The sequence below is a fragment of the Thermophilibacter immobilis genome (assembly GCF_015277515.1).
Classification (GTDB): Bacteria; Actinomycetota; Coriobacteriia; order Coriobacteriales; family Atopobiaceae; genus Thermophilibacter; species Thermophilibacter immobilis.
On record NZ_CP063767.1, the window covers coordinates 1,963,652 to 1,983,031 of the forward strand.

16 protein-coding genes and 4 tRNA genes are annotated in these 19,380 nt (G+C 65.4%); 2 read left to right on the forward strand and 18 right to left on the reverse strand.

Features of this window, described 5'->3' with window-relative positions:
- Nucleotides 1-92: 92 nt before the first annotated feature.
- The 15 genes from INP52_RS08910 to INP52_RS08980 form a co-directional block, all read right to left on the reverse strand.
- Nucleotides 93-169, reverse strand: a tRNA-Met gene (locus INP52_RS08910).
- A gap of 26 nt (nt 170-195) precedes the next feature.
- Nucleotides 196-271 (reverse strand) — tRNA-Thr (locus INP52_RS08915).
- 3 nt (nt 272-274) lie between these two features.
- Nucleotides 275-358: transfer RNA gene (locus tag INP52_RS08920), tRNA-Tyr, on the reverse strand.
- Between the two features lie 204 nt (nt 359-562).
- Entirely contained in the window at nt 563-1,255 is a 693-nt protein-coding gene (locus INP52_RS08925; protein WP_228478328.1) for a class I SAM-dependent methyltransferase, read from the reverse strand.
- Between the two features lie 220 nt (nt 1,256-1,475).
- Nucleotides 1,476-1,550 (reverse strand) — tRNA-Thr (locus INP52_RS08930).
- Nucleotides 1,551-1,586: 36 nt separating this feature from the next.
- Nucleotides 1,587-2,141, reverse strand: coding sequence for an NYN domain-containing protein (locus tag INP52_RS08935; protein ID WP_194371037.1), 555 nt, complete (start codon nt 2,139-2,141; stop codon nt 1,587-1,589).
- A complete protein-coding gene (rlmB, locus tag INP52_RS08940) occupies nt 2,134-3,039 on the reverse strand; it encodes a 23S rRNA (guanosine(2251)-2'-O)-methyltransferase RlmB (RefSeq protein WP_194371039.1) in 906 nt (301 codons plus the stop codon). Before rlmB ends, INP52_RS08935 begins: the two co-directional genes overlap by 8 nt.
- A 5-nt stretch (nt 3,040-3,044) precedes the next feature.
- On the reverse strand, nt 3,045-4,523 hold the full coding sequence (cysS, locus tag INP52_RS08945) for a cysteine--tRNA ligase (RefSeq protein WP_194372934.1): 1,479 nt from the start codon (nt 4,521-4,523) through the stop codon (nt 3,045-3,047).
- Between the two features lie 95 nt (nt 4,524-4,618).
- Complete coding sequence (gene ispF / locus INP52_RS08950) at nt 4,619-5,092, reverse strand: 2-C-methyl-D-erythritol 2,4-cyclodiphosphate synthase (protein ID WP_269747165.1); 474 nt, start codon at nt 5,090-5,092, stop codon at nt 4,619-4,621.
- On the reverse strand, nt 5,092-5,889 hold the full coding sequence (ispD, locus tag INP52_RS08955; protein WP_194371041.1) for a 2-C-methyl-D-erythritol 4-phosphate cytidylyltransferase: 798 nt from the start codon (nt 5,887-5,889) through the stop codon (nt 5,092-5,094). Before ispD ends, ispF begins: the two co-directional genes overlap by 1 nt.
- The gene (disA, locus tag INP52_RS08960) at nt 5,886-6,968 is read right to left on the reverse strand and encodes a DNA integrity scanning diadenylate cyclase DisA (protein WP_194371043.1); all 1,083 of its coding nucleotides are present in this window, start codon (nt 6,966-6,968) and stop codon (nt 5,886-5,888) included. Before disA ends, ispD begins: the two co-directional genes overlap by 4 nt.
- Nucleotides 6,969-7,148: 180 nt before the next feature.
- The gene (locus INP52_RS08965; protein ID WP_194371045.1) at nt 7,149-9,740 is read right to left on the reverse strand and encodes an ATP-dependent Clp protease ATP-binding subunit; all 2,592 of its coding nucleotides are present in this window, start codon (nt 9,738-9,740) and stop codon (nt 7,149-7,151) included.
- A gap of 135 nt (nt 9,741-9,875) precedes the next feature.
- Complete coding sequence (lysS, locus tag INP52_RS08970) at nt 9,876-12,017, reverse strand: lysine--tRNA ligase (protein ID WP_194371047.1); 2,142 nt, start codon at nt 12,015-12,017, stop codon at nt 9,876-9,878.
- Between the two features lie 88 nt (nt 12,018-12,105).
- Nucleotides 12,106-12,585: a transcription elongation factor GreA gene (gene greA, locus INP52_RS08975; protein WP_194371049.1), complete on the reverse strand. Its 480-nt coding sequence runs from the start codon at nt 12,583-12,585 to the stop codon at nt 12,106-12,108.
- A 78-nt stretch (nt 12,586-12,663) separates the two neighbouring features.
- Nucleotides 12,664-13,002, reverse strand: coding sequence for a Sec-independent protein translocase subunit TatA/TatB (locus tag INP52_RS08980; RefSeq protein ID WP_194371051.1), 339 nt, complete (start codon nt 13,000-13,002; stop codon nt 12,664-12,666).
- Nucleotides 13,003-13,150: 148 nt separating this feature from the next.
- On the opposite strand from INP52_RS08980, the gene INP52_RS08985 reads away from it, so the two are divergent.
- Both INP52_RS08985 and INP52_RS08990 read left to right on the forward strand, forming a co-directional pair.
- Nucleotides 13,151-13,975 carry a spermidine synthase gene (locus tag INP52_RS08985; RefSeq protein ID WP_228478329.1) on the forward strand — a complete coding sequence of 275 codons (825 nt, stop codon included), beginning with the start codon at nt 13,151-13,153 and terminating at the stop codon, nt 13,973-13,975.
- Between the two features lie 651 nt (nt 13,976-14,626).
- Complete coding sequence (locus INP52_RS08990) at nt 14,627-15,397, forward strand: hypothetical protein (protein ID WP_194371053.1); 771 nt, start codon at nt 14,627-14,629, stop codon at nt 15,395-15,397.
- A 149-nt stretch (nt 15,398-15,546) separates the two neighbouring features.
- On the opposite strand, the gene INP52_RS08995 is transcribed toward INP52_RS08990, so the two are convergent.
- The 3 genes from INP52_RS08995 to INP52_RS09005 all read right to left on the reverse strand — a co-directional run bounded on the left by INP52_RS08995 (nt 15,547) and on the right by INP52_RS09005 (nt 19,274).
- Nucleotides 15,547-16,401, reverse strand: a complete 855-nt coding sequence (locus INP52_RS08995; RefSeq protein ID WP_194371055.1) for a LysR family transcriptional regulator — start codon at nt 16,399-16,401, stop codon at nt 15,547-15,549.
- A gap of 96 nt (nt 16,402-16,497) precedes the next feature.
- The gene (locus INP52_RS09000) at nt 16,498-17,748 is read right to left on the reverse strand and encodes a metal-dependent hydrolase family protein (RefSeq protein ID WP_194371057.1); all 1,251 of its coding nucleotides are present in this window, start codon (nt 17,746-17,748) and stop codon (nt 16,498-16,500) included.
- A gap of 41 nt (nt 17,749-17,789) precedes the next feature.
- Nucleotides 17,790-19,274: an APC family permease gene (locus tag INP52_RS09005; protein ID WP_194371059.1), complete on the reverse strand. Its 1,485-nt coding sequence runs from the start codon at nt 19,272-19,274 to the stop codon at nt 17,790-17,792.
- Between the last annotated feature and the right edge of the window lie 106 nt (nt 19,275-19,380).

Sequence of the window (19,380 nt, forward strand, 5' to 3'; positions counted from 1 at the left end):
ATCCTCCTCCTGGAACCAACCTTTGCGGCCATTCCTTAGTACGTGCTTCTGCGTCCTTATACCAGGCGGCGCCGAGGCGCCGCCAAGAACTCTGGTACCGGTGACTGGATTCGAACCAGTGACATCGCGGGTATGAGCCGCGTGCTCTAACCAGCTGAGCTACACCGGCATGGTGTCGTTCGCCTGAATCTGGAATGGAGCCCGCGACCGGATTTGAACCGGTGACCTCTTCGTTACCAACGAAGTGCTCTACCGACTGAGCTACACGGGCGGATGGTGGGGATGCTTGGACTCGAACCAAGGAACCCAGAGGGAGCGGATTTACAGTCCGCCGCAGTTGCCGCTGTGCCACATCCCCATTCCGTTTTCAGACACCCGCGAGACACTGACCCCCTCGCAAGCGGTGAAAAGATTACGACGGCGCAAAAAACTTGTCAACGTATACCTCCCACCCGGGCGTATCTACACCACGATTCTCACACGCGCGCAGGTAGACGGTAGGTGCCACGGCATACGAGAAACACCTGGCAAGCAGGGTGCGCTCCTGCGAATCGCAGGCCCCCTAAGACGGCACCCCATCGGGTGGGAGGGGCGCCACGATAACGTCGTAGCGCACGGACTTTCCGCGAATCACGTAGCTCGGGCGCCGCCCGGCCAGAGGCTCCCCCTTGGCCGGGCGCTTTATGACGACCTTGCGCGGAACTGCCGCACAGGCGGCGGCCAGAAGGCCCTCCTGATCGGCGCAGGGGGCCTCGAGCTGGTGGAGCAGCTGGAACTTCTTCTTCACCGCCGCGCTCTTGCGGCGGGCGGGAAACATCGGATCGAGGTAGACCACGTCGGGAGGCTCCGGAAGGCTCGCGAGGACCTGGAGGCCGTCGCCTTGAACAAGATGCATGCGCGCGACGGGACCCGCGAGCGTGTCCACGCGCTCCGCACGGTCTAAGGCGTCGGCGAGCAGGGCGAAGATGGTGGGATCTCGCTCGACGAGCGTCACCTCGAAGCCCGCCGTCGCGAGCAGCAGCGCGTCTTCGCCCAGACCTGCCGTGGCGTCCACCGCCGTGGGCGCTTCCTTGATTGACGTTCCCCTGATCTTGGCCGCACGCACCAGGAGCTCGCGGGCGAGCCGGTCGGGCCGCAGGCGGGGCAGCATCCGCGTAAGGTCAGCTCGCAGCTCATGGCCGTCCGCGGCCACAAGCGTGAGCCCCTCGGGGTCGCGGCGCAGGCGGGGGGAGGCGACGTCAACGCTTCTCTGCACGGGACTCCTCCGCCTCCCTCGGGCTCATGTGCCTTTGCATTCTCGTCTTTGTAGGCAAACTTTGTACAAAGTTTGTCACTCGAGCGCCTGGGTGACAAAGTAGTGACACAGTTTTTTTGTACCTACAGAAATTCTTTGTAGGTACGTACGAAAAAGAGCGGCACTTCCAGCGCTCGACAAAGAGGCCGCGGGGCAGCGCCCCACGGCCTCCCACGTTCTCTGGAGCCGGCAGAGGGAGTCGAACCCCCAACCCACGGTTTACAAAACCGTTGCTCTGCCATTGAGCCATGCCGGCGACGCCGTCCATGATAGCGTGTCCCCGCTCCCCGCGCTACCTGCCAAGAAGCCGCCAGAGCCTCTCGCGCTGCGCGGGGTCTATGCGGTCCTCGAGCGTGAGGCGAACCCGTCCCCGCTGCGCGCTGCGCGCGGCCTCGGACGCACCGACCTCGATCTCATGGACGAGAAGGGCGCTCGAGATGCAGGTCACCTCGCCGGGGCCAAACCCCACCGTCGAGCGAATCGCGCCATCAGAGGTCACGAGGGCCACCGCGCGGCCCGCTTGGCGTGCCTCGGTCACCAGGCGCTCGATGAGCTCGTCGGCGCTCTGGCCCACGTCCGAGAACATGAGGCGCACACCGGCGCTCGTCAGGACGGGGTGCTCCGGGTTGAGGTTGTTCGCCCCGTCGTAGACAATGACGGCCTCGTAGGAGCCGTGCGCGAAGGCAGCCACGTCAGAGACGAGCGCGCCGCGCGCGCGTACGAAGGGGTCGGTGTCCAGATTCTCCGGCACCGTGTGCGCATCGACGAGCTCCTCGTAGCGAGGCGTCTGGTGGATCACGTTGTAGCCGTCCACCACGAGCAGGCCCAGGGGGCTGCTCTTAGGCATCCCGCTCAGCCCCCAGCTCCACGCGGCGCAGCCACTCGTAGCATAGGACCGTCGTGGCCTGGGCCACGTTGAGCGACTCCACGCGTCCGCGCTGCGGAAGCCGACACGAGAAGTCGCACTTCTCGGCGACCAGGCGGGAGATTCCCTCGCCCTCCGAGCCCATGACCAGGGCGAGACGCCCGTCGAGTGGGGCGTGCCAGGCGTCCTCCCTGGCATGCTCGGTGGCGGCACAGGACCAGAACCCAGCGCCCTTGAGCTCGTCGAGGGCTCGTGCGAGGTTGGAGACCTGCGCTATGGGGAGGTGCATGACGGCCCCGGCTGACGTCTTGTAGGCGCCTATGCCCACCGAGGCCGACCGCGCCTTGGCCACCACGACGCCTGCCGCGCCCACGACCTCGGCCGTGCGCACGATCGCACCGAAGTTTCCCTGGTCGGTCACGTGGTCGAGCACGATGACAAGAGCATCACTCGAGCCGGCGGCCGCGATGACGTCAGTCAGCGTCGCGTAGACGAAGGGGCGAGTCCGCACAATGACACCCTGGTGGGCTCCATGGCTCGAGAGCGCATCGAGGCGTGGGCGGGCGACGCGCTCCACCGGGACGCTCGCCTCGTCAAACTTGGCCGCAAGCCGCTCGAGCGCCTGGTCGCGCTCACCAGAGGATGCGAGTACGAGGGCCGAGCGAAGCGGCATGCCGCACGCGAGCGCCTCCTCGACGGCGCGACGTCCCTCGATGAGGTCGGTGCGATCACGCCCGGGGGGACGTGTGCCCCGAGGCTCTTCCGATCCCGCACGGGAGCGACCCCTCTGCGAGGATTTCCCGTGCGTGCGTGCACCCTCGCCGCCCTGTTTCTGGCGGGCGGGGCCGCGACCGTTCTTCCTGGATATGTCACGCGCCATGTGTCCTACTCCTTGCGGCGCAGGCGCGCGCCGGCGGACGTGTCCTCGACCAGGAGGCCCAGGCCCGCGATGCCGTCTCTGATGGCGTCGGCGCGACCCCAGTCCTTGGCGCTGCGCGCCTCCTGGCGGGCGCCGAGAAGCGCCTCGGCGGCGTCGGCGGCGGAGTCTCCCCCGTAGCCGGCCTGCGCGCGCGCGAGGTCGACGAGGCCGGCGGGCAGCTCCTCGGTGGCCGCGGCGTGGGGAAGCTCGACGCCCATGACGTCGGCCAGCTCGCAGAGCATGTCCGCGGCGCGCAGACACACAGCGGTCGAGGTGTCGTCGGCGGCGTCAGCAAGGTAGGTGTTCGCGGCCGTCACGAGCGCGAAGATCGCCGCAAGGCCACCCGCGGTGTTGAAGTCGTCATCCATCTGGTGGCTGAAGTCCTCGCGCGCGTCGTCGATCGCGCGGCCGAGGATACGATCAGCCTTGTTGAGCTTGCCGTCCTGAGGTGCCCGATCGGCGGCCCAGCGCAGGTTCTGGACGCAGGTCTGCAGCCGCTCGAGCGTGCCTCGGACGCCCTCGAGGCGCGCGAAGGAGAAGTCGAGTGGGGCGCGGTAGTGGGTCTGCAGCATGAGCAGGCGTATCGCATCGGCGGGGTACGTGTCGAGCACCTCTTTGAGGGTGTAGAAGTTGCCCAGGCTCTTGGACATCTTCTCGCCGTCGACCCTGAGCATCCCCGCGTGCATCCAGACGTTGGCGAGCGCGGTATCCCAAGCGCACAGGGCCTGAGCGGTCTCGTTCTCGTGGTGGGGGAAGATGAGGTCCGCCCCGCCGCCGTGGATGTCGATGGGGGTGCCCAGGTAGCGATGAATCATCGCGCAGCACTCGGTATGCCAGCCGGGACGGCCGTCCCCCCAGGGAGAGGACCAGCTCGGCTCGCCCGGCTTGGCCGCCTTCCAGAGGGCGAAGTCGAACGGGTCGCGCTTCTCGTCGTTAACCTCCACGCGCTCGCCGGCGCGCATCTGGTCGAGGTCGCGACCGGAGAGGATGCCGTAGCTCTTGTCCGCGCGCACCGAGAAGTACACGTCGCCGGATGCGACCGGGTAGGCGAAGCCACGCTCAATGAGGGTGGAGATCATCTCCTGCATGGCCTCGACCTCGCGCGTGGCGCGTGGACGGATGTCCGGGTCGAGCACGCCGAAGCGGTGCATCTGGTCTATGAAGGCAGCCGAGCACTCCTCGGCGACCTCAGAGGCCTCGCGGCCCTGCTCGTGGGCGCGGTTGATGATCTTGTCATCCACGTCGGTGAGGTTCTGCGCAAAGGTAACCTGGTAGCCCTTGTACATGAGGTAGCGGCGAATCACGTCGAACGAGAGGAACGTGCGCGCGTTGCCAATGTGAATCTGGTCGTAGACGGTGGGGCCGCAGACGTACATGCGAATCTTGCCCTCCTCGAGGGGGATAAGCTCTTCCTTGCGATGCGTCTGACTGTTATAGACGAGCACGGCGAACTCCTTCTCCGGCGCCACCGAGGCGCGCTTGCTTGCTAGGCGCCTATTGTGGCACGAACGCGCCGGACGCGGGATGCTCGACGCCTGCGCTACGCGCGGTCGAGAAGAACCACCGCCCAGGCGGCGATGCCCTCCTCGCGCCCCACAAAGCCGAGGCGCTCCGTCGTGGTGGCTTTGACTCCCACGCTCTCGACGCTCACCCCGAGGGCGCGGGCCATGTTCTTGCGCATGGCCTCACGATATCCGGCCAGCTTGGGGGCCTGTGCAGCTATGGTGCAGTCCGCGTCCACGACCTTCCAGCCGCGCTCGCACGCGAGGTCGGCGACGCGAGCCATGAGGACGAGCGAGTCCACGCCCGCGTAGGCGGGGTCGGTGTCCGGGAACAGCGCGCCGATGTCGCCGGCGCGCAGGGCCCCCAGGATGGCGTCCATGAGGGCATGGGCGACCACGTCCGCGTCCGAGTGACCAACCAGCCCCCGGTCGCAGGGGACGTGGACGCCGCCCAGAACGAGCGGCCTTCCCGCGCCGAACCGGTGGACGTCATAGCCGTGCCCGATGCGCATCAGAGGGCCCCTTCCTCGGGACGCCCGCACCCCGCGTCAACGAGACGCTGCTCAAGGGCCGCCTCGGCAATGGCGAGATCCCCTGGGACCGTCACCTTGATGTTGTCGCGCGAGCACTCGACGACGCGGACGCGTCCGCCGCAGCGCTCCACGAGCGACGCGTCGTCGGTGCCCCGATACTCCTCGCGCACGGCCTGGCGATGGGCAAAGAGCAGCGCCTGGGTACGAAACACCTGCGGCGTCTGCGCCGCCCAGTAAAACGTCCGGTCCGGCGTCGCGATGATGGTGTCCTTCTCCACGAGCTTGAGCGTGTCGATCGAGCGGGCCGCAAGGATGGCGCCCGCAAGCGCGGGGTCGGCACGCACGGTCGAGATCACACGCTCGATCATCTCGGTCTCCACGAGCGGGCGCGCCGCATCATGGACCGCAACGAGCGCGAGGTCGCGCGGCATCGCGCGCAGTCCCGCCAGAACCGACTCCTGGCGCGTGGCGCCCGCCGCCGCAAGCGTCGTCGGCTTCTTGAGAACCACGCGGGAGAGCACGTCGCGCTCGACCTCAGCTGCGCGCTCGGGGGCGCAGACCACCACGAGGCGCGCCACGCTCGGCGCCCGGTCGTGCGCGACGAGCGACCAGCACATGAGCGGCAGGCCGCACAGTTCAACGAACTGCTTGCCGCGCGGGTCGCCGAAGCGGTCCCCGGCGCCGCCCGCAACGATGACCGCACAGGTGTCCGGGGCGCGGTCAGAAGCTCCCACGAGCTCGGTCTTCTCGCAGACGCAGGGCGCGGGCGCGCTCATCTCTCCCCCTTGCCCCACATGCGGTGCAGGCTGTTGGCCAGAACGCCCGGGTTCTTGACGCCAATCTCGCCGAGGCGGGCCGGGTCATCGTCCACGGCCTCGAGCACCTCCTGGAGTGACCCGTACTCGTCCACGATCTTGTCGGCCATGCCCTCGCGCACCACGGGAACGCGCGAGAGCGTACGCAGACCAAGCGGGACCATGATGGAGTCGTCCGCGCGCTCGTCGGTGTAGCCGAGCAGCTTGGAGACGGACTTCGCGGAGCGCAGCTGGGTGTTCACAATGTCGTGGAGGCTCACGCGAATGGCGCGGGCAGCCTCCGCAGACGAGTCGAGCGCGTAGTCGCGGATCATGAGGGTGTAGGCCTCGTCTATGCCGGCCAGGTACTCCTCGCGCTGCATCTGCGTGGTCTTGCCCTCGCGGCCGAGCTGGACGACGCAGTCGTCAAGCTCGTCTCCGGCCGTGATGAGCGTCTCGAACAGGTAGAGGACGTTCGTGATGTCCCCGAGCGTGACGCAGTTGTCGAGCTCGAGCGACGTGAGGCGCAAGAGGCTGCGGTCAAGCTGCTGGCGGGTGTTCTGCATGGCATTGGTGAGCTGGTTTACCAGGGCGAGAAGCTCGCTCACGGTCTTGAGCTGGTATCCCTTGCCGTCCACGTATACGTTCACGACCGAACGGCGCTCGGAGACCGAGATGACCATGGCGTTGGTGAGCAGGCTCATGCGCGAGGCCGTGCGGTGGCGCGTGCCCGTCTCGGAGGTGGGCAAGGACGGGTCAGGATTGAGGTGGTAGTTCGCGCGCAGGATCTTGGTGAGATCACGGTCCACGACCACGGCCCCGTCCATCTTGCAGAGCTCGAAGAGACGGTTGGCCGTGAACGAGACGTCCAGGCGAAAGCCGTCGTCTCCCGCGGCCAGCACGTTCTCGGTGTCGCCGATGCAGACAAGGGCGCCCAGGTGGCCCGCGATGATCATGTCGAGGGCATGGCGCAGCGCCGTGCCCGGCGCGGTCTTCCTAATGGCGTCGTCCAGGCGCAGCTCGCGCTCGGAGACGCCAGTATCCAGTTGGGAAGCGTCCATGGGTGACCTCCGTGTGCCCTTCTCGCATGCCCTGCGCGCATGCACGTCCTTAAGTATATGCGCTGCGCCTTGCCACGCGCGGCCTCGATCGTCGCGGCGTCCCGGCCAAAGCGGCCGCGCCCTCCGAAGGGGACACGGCCACGTGGAGGCACGCCATGAGCTGAGCGACACTCCTGCGCGCTACTCCTGAGAGGCGGTGAGACCTCCCGTGTTCGCAACGCTGCCGTGCGGCTCGGGCAGGCGCGAGAGGTCCGGAGACGTGAGGTGCTCGCGGTGACGCGGCTCGGGGATGGTTCCCGTCGTCTTCTCGAAGGTGAGCGCGTCATCCACGGCGTCCACCTTGATGATGTCGCCGCTGTGCCACCTGCCCTGCAGAAGCTCCTCGGAGAGCGGGTCCTCGATGAGCGTCTGAATCGCGCGGCGCAGGGGGCGCGCACCGTAGACCGGGTCTGCGCCCTCCCTGGCCACCAGGGCGCGCGCGGCGTCCGTGAGCTCGATGGACATCCCCTGGGCGATGAGACGCTCGCGCAGGTCGGACACCATGAGCTCCACGATGCCCCGCAGCTGCCCGGCAGTCAGGGACTTGAAGACCACGACCTCGTCCACGCGGTTTAGGAACTCCGGGCGGAAGTGCTTCTTGAGCTCGGCCGTCACGCGACTCGTGATCTCCTTGTCGGACAGGCCGGACGCGCCCTGGGCCGAGAAGCCCATTGTGGTGGTCTGGGCGATGTCGCGCGCGCCGATGTTGGAGGTCATGATGATGACCGTGTTGGAGAAGTCCACGTGGCGACCCTGGCCGTCGGTGAGCCGGCCCTCCTCGAGAATCTGCAGGAGCACGTTGAAGACGTCCGGGTGGGCCTTCTCGACCTCGTCGAACAGGACGACGGAGTACGGACGGCGACGGACAGCCTTGGTGAGCTCGCCGCCCTCGTCATAGCCCACGTATCCCGGGGGCGCGCCGACGAGCTTGGAGACGGTGTGCTTCTCCATGAACTCGGACATGTCAAACGAGATGAGCGCGTCCTCGGAGCCAAAGAGGAACTCCGCGAGCGCCTTGGCGAGCTCGGTCTTGCCCACGCCCGAGGGGCCCAGGAAGATGAACGAGCCACCGGGGCGGCGGGGGTCCTTGAGCGGCGAGCGGCTGCGCCGGATGGCCTTGGCGACCTTGGTGACGGCCTCGTCCTGACCGATGACGCGCTCGTGGAGCACGTCCTCGCAGCGCAGGAGCTTGGAGGCCTCTGCCTCGGTCAGGCTGGAGACGGGCACGCCCGTGATGCTGGAGACCACGTCGGCGATGTCATCCTCGTCCACGGTCACGACGTTGGCCGCGAGCTCCTCGCGCCAGCCGCTCTCCAGCTCGTCGCGACGAGCCGTGAGCTCCTTCTCCTGGTCGCGCAGGCGCGCGGCCTGCTCGAACTCCTGGGCGGCCGCGGCAGCGGACTTCTCGTCGCGCACGCGGGCCAGGTCGGCGTCGACCTGGGCGATCTCGGGGGGCAGGGCCATCTTGTGGACGCGCGTGCGCGCGCCTGCCTCGTCGAGCACATCGATGGCCTTGTCGGGCAGGAAGCGGTCCTGCACGTAGCGGCTGGAGAGGGTCACCGACGCCTTGAGCGCAGCCTCGGTGTAGTGGACGTGATGGTGCTTCTCGTAGCGGTCCTTGAGCCCCTCGATGATCTTGATGGTGTCCTCGGGAGAGGGCTCGCCGATGTTGACGGGCTGGAAGCGCCGCTCGAAGGCGGAGTCCTTCTCGATGTGCTTGCGATACTCCTCGGCGGTCGTGGCGCCGATGACCTGAATCTCGCCGCGCGACAGGGGCGGCTTCAGGATCGAGGCGGCGTCGATGGAGCCCTCGGCGGAACCCGCGCCGATGACGGTATGGATCTCGTCGATGAACAGGATATCCTCCTGGGATTTCTCGAGCTCCTTGATGACCTTCTTCATGCGGTCCTCGAACTCGCCGCGGTACTTGGAGCCCGCCACGAGCGAGGCCAGGTCGAGCGTCCAGATCTGCTTGCCGCGTAGGATGTCCGGCACGTTGCCGGAGGCAATGAGCTGCGCGAGGCCCTCGACGATGGCCGTCTTGCCCACGCCCGGGTCGCCCAGGATGAGCGGGTTGTTCTTCTGGCGGCGCGCGAGGACCTGCATGACGCGCTCTATCTCACGGTCACGGCCGATGACGGGGTCGAGCTTGCCGTCGGCAGCGAGCTTGGTGAGGTTGCGCCCGTACTGCTCGAGCATAGAGCCCTCGTCGGAGGACGACTGCGGGGAGGGGCCTCCCATGAAGCCGCCCATGCGCACGTCCGCCGGGGCGGGACCGGACGAGGCCCCCTCGGGCTGCGAGGACGCGAGCGCGTCGACGGCATTGCGCACCGCGTCGCCGGAGACGCCCATCTGACGCAAGGCGTCCATGGCGCGACCGTTGCCCTCGGCGACGATGCCCAGAAGCAGGTGCTCGGTGGCGATGTAGGTCTGGCCGTGGGTCATGGTCTCGCGATAGGCGCCCTCGAGCACGCGCTTGGCGCGCGGCGTGAAGGGGATGTGGCCGCCAGGAGCGGGCTCGGCCTCGCTCGAGGTGAGCCCCTTCACGGTGGCCAGGGTCTCGTCGTAGTTGACGTCGAGCTTGGCGAGAGCCTGGGCGGCGACGCCCTCGCCCTCCTTGATAAGGGCCAGGAGCAGGTGCTCCGTGCCCACGTACATCTGGCCCAGGCCCCGGGCCTCGTCCTGGGCGAGACTCATGACCTTCTTGGCCTTGTCGGTGAACTTCTCAAACATATGGGTACTTCCCTCCCCATGTCAGTAATCGCATCAGTAAGATGTACCCAGAAGGGCACGCCGACAAACGCGGGCATGGGGAGGGCGTGGCGAAGGCATGAGACCGCGCCACGCCAGGCTGTTCCGGGCCACGGGCTACCGGGCGGCCCCGTCCGCACCAAAGGTGTCGCGGTCGGGCGCGATGGCCCTCATGGCCTCTATCACGGAGGCAAAGAGCTCGTCGAGCTCCATGTTGTTGAGCTCGGCGCCCTTGCGGATGACGTCGCGGTCGCACCCGGCGGCGAAGCGCTTGTCCTTGAACTTCTTCTTGAGCGACTTCACCTCGAAGTCCATGACGGACTTGCTCGGCCGCATGAGCACGGCGGCCTGGATGAGGCCGGAGAGCTCGTCGACCGCAAAGAGCACGCGCTCCATCTTGTGCTCCGGCTTGGGGAGGTCGGGATTGTTGTCGGAGTTGTGCGTCTGAATCGCATGCGAGAGCTCGGTGGTGCCGCCCGCCTCGGCGAGGAGCTCAGCTCCCTTGACGGTGTGGCTCACCTCGTCCCTGAACTGCTCCCAGTCCAGATCGTGGAGAAGGCCCACCTGGCCCCAGAACTCGACGTTGGCAGGGTCGTACTTCTGGGCGTAGTAGCGCATGAGGCCCTCGAGGGTTTCGCCGTGCTGGATGTGGAAGGGGTCCTTGTTGTAGCGCTTGAGCAGCTCGAACGCCTGCTCGCGCGTGAGGCCGCTCCGCAGCTGGACGGCTTCGGACGCAGGGGCTGCCTGAGCCCTGCCCCCCTCGGGACGCAGCTGCGGGAAGAGCAGGACGTCGCGGATGGAGGGCTGGTCGCAGAAGAGCATGATCATCCGGTCGATGCCGTAGCCTATGCCGCCGGCGGGGGGCATGCCGTACTCGAGGGCACGGATGTAGTCGGTGTCGTAGCCCATGGCCTCCTCGTCGCCCTCGCGCTTGGCCTCCATCTGCGCGGCGAAGCGCCCCTCCTGGTCCACGGGGTCATTGAGCTCAGAGAAGGCGTTGGCATACTCGTGGCCGCAGATGACAAGCTCGAAGCGGTCGGTGAGGCGGGGGTCGTCGGGCTTGCGCTTGGCCAGGGGCGACACCTCGGCCGGATAGTCGCAGACGAAGGTGGGGTCGACCAGGGTCTTCTCGCCAAGCTCATCGTAGAGCTCGAAGAGGAGCTTGCCCGCGCCCCAGGAGGGGGCCCACTCGATGCCGTGCGTCGTGCAGACCTCGCGCAGGTGCTCGACGGGGGTGCCCATGCTAAGCTTCTCGCCCGTGACCTCGGAGGCAATCTCGGACAGGGTGGCCGAGCGCCAGGTTCCGGAGAGGTCCACCTCAGCTCCCTGATAGCTCAGGCGCTCGCGACCCTCCTTGCAGCCGCAGACCTCGCGCGCGATGGTCTGAAAGAGGCTCTGGGAGAGCTCCTTCATGCCGTCGAGGTCTGAGTAGGCGCAGTAGGCCTCCATGGTGGTGAACTCGGGGTTGTGCGTGAGGTCCATGCCCTCGTTTCTGAACTGGCGCCCGAGCTCGAAGACGCGCTCCAGACCGCCCACGATGAGGCGCTTGAGCGGCAGCTCGGTGGCGATGCGCAGGTAGCAGTCCGTGTTAAGCGCGTTGTAGTGGGTGGTGAAGGGCTTGGCGTTGGCTCCGCCCAGGATGTCGTGCAGGATGGGGGTCTCGACCTCCAGGTAGCCCCACTCCTCCATGTGGCGGCGGATGGTCGAGACGATCCGTGAGCGCTTGCGGAAGACCTCTCGGACCTCGGGGTTCATGATGAGGTCGACGTAGCGCTGACGGTAGCGGACCTCGCGGTCGGTGAGGCCGTGGAACTTCTCGGGAAGCGGGCGCAGAGACTTGGACAGAAGCTCGATCGCGGTGGGCGAGACGGACAGCTGCCCGCGGCGCGTGCGCATGATGGTGCCCGTGGCGCCGATGATGTCGCCCAGGTCAAGCTGGGACAGGAGGTCCCATCCGCTGGCTTCGAGCGTGTTCACGCGACAGAAGAGCTGGATGGAGCCGGAGACGTCCTCGAGCACGATGAAGGCCACCTTGCCCTGCTTGCGAAAGGCGCGGATGCGCCCCGCCACGCAGTAGGTGTCCTCGGTGGAGGCGCTGTCGGCGAGGTCGGCATAGCGCTCCTCGAGGTCGGCCGCGTGAGCGTCCACGGTGGAGTGCGCCGGATAGGGCTCGATGCCTGCGTCGATAAGGGCCTGTCGGCGTCCGCGGCGGATGGCTCGCTCGTCGTTGATGGTGCTCGGGGTGGTCTCGCTGGCCATCTTCTCTCCTGTCATCTCATAGGCGCGCCCCGTACCTGCGGTGCAGACACGGGGCGCCTCGCTGTCTTGTGCTCGGGAAGTCTACGCTCTAGCGGGTGATTCCCGTGATGGTGTACGTCCTGGACGCGCCCGAGGGAGAGACGACCTCTACCTCATCGCCCTTCTTGTGGCCCACCAGCGCGCTGCCCACGGGAGACTCGCTCGAGATCTTGTGCTCCAGGGAGTTGGTCTCGGTCGTACCCACGAGCGTGAACGTGGACTTCTTGTCCTTCTCGTCCTTGAGCTCGACCGTGGTGCCGATCGAGACCTCGAGGGTGCGGCGGGCGCCGCTCTCGACGACGGTGGCCACCGAGAGAATCTGGCGAATCTCGGAGACGCGCGACTCGTTGTGGGACTGCTCCTCCTTGGCCGCGTCGTACTCGGAGTTCTCGGAGAGGTCGCCGAAGCCACGCGCCTCCTTGATGCGCTCGACGATCTCGTCGTGCTTCTCGCCCTCACGGTAGGCAAGCTCGTCAACAAGGCGCTGGCGACCCTCTGCGGTGAGCTCGATCTTCTTGGTTGCGTCCATAGCCTGCCCTCTACTTGTTGCTAGCTCTATCTGCAATTATGCTGCCTGGTCACCACGACGTGCGCTGGGTGCCACGTGTTACTCGTCGGAGCCGAGCTTGGCACCGCACTTGGCGCAGAAACCAGCGCCGGCGGCGTTGTGGGCGCCGCACTTGGGGCAGAACTGACCGCCCTCGGCAGGAGCGCCCTCGACAGGGGCGTCGGCGTCGTCCTCGTCAGCGATGACCTCGACGGAGTCATCCGCGGACGCGTCGGGTTCGGACTTCTCGTCGTCCTTGCCCTCGTCCATCCCCTCGCGCACGTTCTTCACGGTCTTTCCCAGCGCGCTGCCGATCTTGGGAAGGTTCTTGGGCCCGAAGATGAGCAGGACGGCAACGAGAATAAGAATCAATTCAAGAGGTCCCATGCCAAGAATCATAATGAAGTGTCCTTCCAATGCGTTGTTTGGGCGCGGGCCCTGGGCCCGATGCGGCATCAGTTAGTATAGCCGAGGTTGTTGGCTACTCACAATCCCTAAACGTGTCTTTGCCGTTGCTTTTTTGTCGTCGCCGCTTTCGGGAGGCCCCTTGAAGACTCTGCTCATCGTCGCCCTCGTGGTGACCGCCATGCTCACGCTCATCGTCGCCCTGCTGCCGTGGCTGCTCGCGCGACGCGGCGTGACCATGAGTCGCACCAAGTTCGGACTCACTCTGGTCTTTGACTCCGAGAACGCCGACGGGACCCCCGTGCGCCTGCTCAACGTGAACGGCACGTTCCAGTCCGTCTCCTACGTGCCCGAGGACCTGCGCTTCGAGCTCGCCTGCGTCTATCACCGCTCGATGGCCGAGGTCATAGAGGGACTCGGGGGATCCCCGCGCGTGCTGGTCATGGGCGGGGGCGGCTACTCGCTGCCCAAGTACCTGGCCGCCCACGTGCGCCGCACGCGCACGGACGTGGTTGAGGTGGACCCCGCTATCACCCGAGTCGCGCGGGAGTCGTTCTTCCTGGACGAGTGCCTCGAGCAGACGGGGGCCGCCCGCGAAGGGAGGCTCAACCTCTTCAACGGTGACGCCTGGGGCTTTCTGCGCGCCGCCGGAGAGCCCTACGACGTGATCGTGAACGACGCCTTCTCGGGCAAGCGCCCGCTGGGGCCGTTGAGCAGCGCCGAGGGTGCGCGCGTGGTGCGCGAGCATCTGGGTAAGGACGGCGTCTACCTGGCAAACGTTCGCTGTGCCACCTCGGGGCGACGCTCGCGTGCGCTGCGCGAGGTCGCGGAGGCGTTTGGCCGCGAGTTCGCGCACGTCTGCTACGTTCCCGAGTGGCCCGACGAGCCCGAGAAGCCCGGCAACAACACGTTCGTTGCCACCAGCGCCGAGGCCATCCTGCCCACCGACGCCGTCGTGGTGAAGTAGCGACCGTTTACGAACCTGTCCCCAACCTGACGCGAGCGGTCTTTTCTGACTTTTGTAAAAACTGTCCTCCTAGAAATGAATAACGATTCTAATCTACCTGCTAATATCTAATTCTTATTGAATAAAATCGCGTTCCGCTCTTACAAAAGTCACGGCATGTCGGCGTGGCACCCCACAGATGCCGCTTGCGCGGGCGCACGGAGCGGCTAGCCTCATGGCATGGAGCTCATTATCTGCGACATATCGGCACTTCTTTACTGGCGTACCCCGCCAGTGGTTCGTCTTCTGGCCGGCGCGCCCGAGGACGATGGGCTGCTGCGTAGTTTGATGGACCCCCGTCTTTCTCGACTGCGCACCGAGTTGGAGGAAATGGGAGCGCGCTTCCCGTTACCGAGAAGTGCACACTACGGAGCGGAGACCTCCGCCCTTCTTGAGGAGAACAGGCTTGTTGGCCCCAGCGTCACGGTGCCCGTTGACTTGCTCGTATCCTCCCCAGACGAGAGGCGACCTTCCGTGCTCTGCCGCCCACGGCTCTGGAGTGCCCCTTTGGTAGCGGGCTCCACGCGAAGAGTCTCGCCGGGTCTCCTTGTCACGTCACCCCTGTTGACCCTGCAGCAGCTCGCCGCCCGCTCAACGCTCACGCGAACGGTCATGCTTGCCTCCGAGCTCTGCGGAACCTTCTCCGTCTATGAGCCTCCTTCGCCCCTTGCGGCCTTACTCCAAGAGCTCTGCGATGAGGGCCGCCTCTCCCTGCTGGGCGGGTGGAGGCCCGCACTCGATGAAAACGGGCAGCTCACCGATCTCTGGTCACGCCCTGCACTGCTAAAGATACCGAAGGCATTGGGGGATCTGAGCGCCAGCTCAGCCTCCCGCGGGCGAGCACGGCTCATCGAAGCTCTCAAACTCACCGTGCCTCGTGCGGCCTCACCTTTGGAGGTGCGCAGCGGCATGCTTCTGGGACTTCCGACCTGCCGAGGTGGGGAGGGGTACGCGAGATTTGTGCACAACCAGAGAATCGTGCTCTCCCCTGAGGCGCGTCTCATCGCTCGAAGGTCAAGCTGCTTCTGCGACCTCTTCTGGGGCAGACTCGATCTTGAATGTCACAGCGCCCGATTTCACTCGGGCAGAACGTCCACGCTCTCCGATGCCGACCGAGCCGACGCGCTCGAGCTCATGGGCATCGACGTTGAGTTTGCCACTCACGGCCAGATTGTGAGTCCCGAGCGGTTCGCCGCGCTCTCGCATCTTGTGGCAGACAAACTTGGACAAGAGGTGCTCTGCAAGACAGCTCTGCAGCAGAGAAGAACGTGCGAGCTACGTGACGAGCTTTTTACGAGCTGGGCGGAACTGCCCTTGTGTAAGCGCAGGGGCCTAGCGCGCCGCCACGTCACCGCTGCCCCGCTCCTCTTCAGAAAATCCTGACTTTTGTAAGAGCAGCCTCTAGGAACATACACTTTCTCTTGTTCATAGTCTGATACCGCAACATCAATATGCATACTAAAAAGGATGGCTCTCACAAAAGTCACGATTCGGAGAGAGCCGGGAACTCGCTATTCAGTGAGGTCAGCGCGCTATCTAGGTAGGTAGCCGAGAAACGCGGAGGCGGCATGCGAGAGCTCGTCCGGCGTGCGATGCACGAGATAGATGCTGCGGTAGGCTGGGGCCGCAAGATGGCGGACATCCACGGCAAGCGCGGTCCTCTCGAGCGCGAGGCTCGGCAGCAAAGAGACGCCCAAGCCCGCCTCCACCATGGCAAGGATAGCCGTGATGTCAGAGGTCACGAAGCGTACGCAGGGGTTCTCAAGTTCACGCTGGAGAAGGGGTGCCGTCTCGGAGTCGGCAATGAAGCGCCCGCCCACGAGCCGCTCGACGGGGATGCTGCCTATTTCGCCCGCAAAGTATCCCTTCGGCGCCACGATTACGATCTCGTCACGGTCGAACAGCGACGCAACGCATCCGATCGACTTGACCAGCTCACGAGGAACAAAGGCCAGGTCAACCTTACCGTCAAGCATCAGGTGCTCGGCCTCCCCGTAGGTGCACTCGTGGATGTCTGCCTCAAGGAGCGGATGGTCAGCCAGAAAACGTCCCAGCGGCTCCGCAAGCCTCCAGGACACGATGCTCGAGGGAGCGGCAAGGCTCACGGTTCCCGCCTCGAGGCCTCGAAGGTCTCCCACGTGGCGGACCAGCGCCTCGTACGCCTCGCACACGCTCCGAGCATCGTGCAGCAGCTGGCCACCTTCCTGCGTGAGGCGAAGCGATGGCCCTCGACGCTCGAAGAGGCGCGCGCCCCAGTCCTCCTCGAGGCTCGAGACCATGCGGCTCGCCGTCGACTGGGCGCATCCGAGCTCCTCGGCGGCGCGCGTCAGGCTTCCCAGCCGAGCGGCGGTGGCAAACACTTGAATCTTGCGCACGTTCGCGTCCATCGCCGTCCCTTCCACACGTCGTTGCGAGACATGATAGCGCCCCGTCGCGCGTGCGACGGGGCGCCAGAGAGAGCAGCGTCGACAAAAACGTTGACCCTACAGGGCACCGCGCACGACGACGTCGCCCTCCTTCATGATGACGTCCATGTTATCGGGCGTGAGGTCATGGATGTTGGAAGCCACGTCACCCTTAACCACGAGCAGGTCGGCAAGCTTGCCGGCCTCGAGCGAGCCAAACTCGTCCTGCTTGTGGACCATTCGAGCGCCGTTGAGCGTGGCCGCCTTAATGGTGTCCAGGATGGGGATGCCGGCCTTATCCACGAAGTCATACATCTCGTCAATCGTCACGTAGCCGTACGGCGTGACGAAGGAGAACGAGTCGGAGCCGATGGTCAGTGTAACGCCGCAATCATTGGCCTCGCGCAGATTGGCATACGTACGCTGGAGCTCCTTCTCCACGACGGTGTCTCCGGGAAACTTGTCGTGAATCTCGGGAACGTAGACGGGAGGATACGTGGCATACCAGGTGGGCAGAAAACCAATCGTAGGCGTAAAAAAGGTACCCTGCTCGGTCATGAGATCCATGGTCTTATCGTCAAGCTCAAAGCCGTGAATGAGCTGCTCACAGCCGGCGCGCACGGAGTCATAGGCGGCGCTCACCGAGTTGTAGCTGTGCGACCACACGGGGATGCCCACCATCGCGGCTTCGTCGCAGACGGCCTTGATCTCCTCGTAGCAGTAGTGCTGATCGCGGCCGGAGTCCCAACGCCAGATGCCGCCGCCGGTGGCCCAGATCTTGATGGCATCGGGGTTCTCGCGCAGGCGGCGACGCACAGCGCGACGCAGCTCCCACGGGCCGTCGACCTGATCGCCCCAGGGATGCGAGGCCTTGTTGTAGTCCTGCGGCAGACGATGCGAGTCCCCGTGACCGGCGGTGCGGCAGAAGCCGAGGCCGGTAGCAAAGATGCGTGGGCCCTTCATGATGCCCATGTTGATCACATCGCGTACGGCGATGCCGTTGCGGCCGATCTCGCAGACCGTGGTGAGGCCGTGCGTCAATGCATCATAGGCTTGCTTGACGGCTACGACCTGCTTCTGCGGGACGGACTCGATGACCCAGTCGTCATCATCATCGGTCAGGTTACCCGAGAAGTGCAGGTGGCTATCGATGATGCCGGGCATCACAGTCTTGCCCGTAGTGTCCACGACGTCATAGCCCTCGGGCACCTCGGTGCCGAGGCCGGCGTAGGTGATCTTCTTGTCGTCAACGAGGACGAGGCTGTCTGTCACCGGAGCCGCACCGGTGCCATCGACCAGCGTTCCACCCCTAAATGCATACTTACCCATGCTTTCCTCCATTCGCCGCAAACCTGCTAACTAGCTTTCCGCTATCTTTTGCTCCCCTGCCCCGCGGATGCCGAGGCGGGTGCTGGTGTTCTGTCGCGCCCGCGAGCGCCTCCGAAAACAATGAGAACGACCGCCCCCACCAGAATCCACGCGGCCGTGATAGCCCACTCCACACCCGAAAGCGCCGCCGGGCTTATCGGAACGACCATGAGGGCGATGATGGTGAGACCGGCAACAATGGCGCACACCATGCCTGCCTTCCCGCCGTTGACCTTGTAGGGTCGCGACAGGTTCGGCTCAGTGCGACGCAGCTTGAGACAGGCGAATCCCGCCATCGTGCACGCGAAGATGAATCCGAGCGAGGCCACGTTGGTAAGCGGGACGAGCATGTTGCGACCCAGAAACGGACCCACAAGCGTGAGCACGCCCATCACGACGAGCGCCTTTTTGGGCGTGCCCGTTCTGGGGTCGATCTCGCCAAAGGACATCGGCAGCATCTGCTTGCGCCCCATGGCCAGCATGAGTCGGCTCGACGCGCCAAAAAACGAGTTCATCGGACCTAGGGGCCCCAGGGTAGCGATGATGAGCATCGCAACGTAGAAGAACAGGCTGATGCGCTCGAGGACGGCCAGAGCGGGAACGGAGGACTGGACGAACTCGTGCCAGTCGACGATCGTGCCAAACGAGTAGATGCACACGAGGTAGAAGACCCCTGAGGCCAGAAGTGCAATGGCCGGCACGAGCCCGAACTTCTTCCAGTCGATGTTCTCGGACGCCTCTTCGGCCTGCTGAGGGATCGTGTCAAATCCCGCATAGAAGAACGGGGTCATGACAAGCACTGCGACGATGCCACCCAGAAGACTCGTGGCCTCAGTCGAGCTCCCGCCTGCCCCCTCCGCAACTCGCGAGAACACGGGCAGCGCATTCTGGGGCGAGCCGGTCATGAACGAGACAACCATGGCGAGCACCATGCCGGCAAGAAGGGCCTTAGTAAGAAAGCTCGACAGTTTGGCAGCCGCGCCCGCGCCCCTGAAGTTGAGAAAGATGACGAGAATCGCAAAGGCCAGCGCGATAACGGTAGGCCAGAGGTAGACGTCTGCCCCCAGAAGCGTGTAGAGCTTCACCGAGCGCAGCCACGCAAGGGCGGAAAACTCGGCGAATCGGTCAGTAAGCAGAGTGGAGATGGCGATGGCCTCCCAAGGGCACAGGGGAGCGTTGCCCAAAAGCAGCATCCATCCCGTGAAGAACCCCATCTTGCGACCAAAGGTGCGCTCTACGTACTCGATGATGCCGCCCGAAATGGGAATGGCCGCCGTGAGCTCGCCGAAGCACATGCCGATGGGGACGAGGAAGAGAGCTCCTATCGCAAACGCAATCATGGCAGGAACGGGACCGCCGCCCAAGATCATCCAGTCGCCCACGAGCAGGACCCACCCGGTCCCGATGATGGCACCAAATCCAATGGTGAAGAAGTTGAAGAGAGTGAGCTCCTTCTTCATGCCCCCGGATGCCGCGGTAGCCACCATTTTGTTCTCCTTAGGTCGCATCTTGGTCTGAAGCGCACATTATGGTAGGCCCTTGCCTGCGCGGACGGGCCCAGTCAAGAGGTAAGCGGTAGGCCGCGCTACTTGA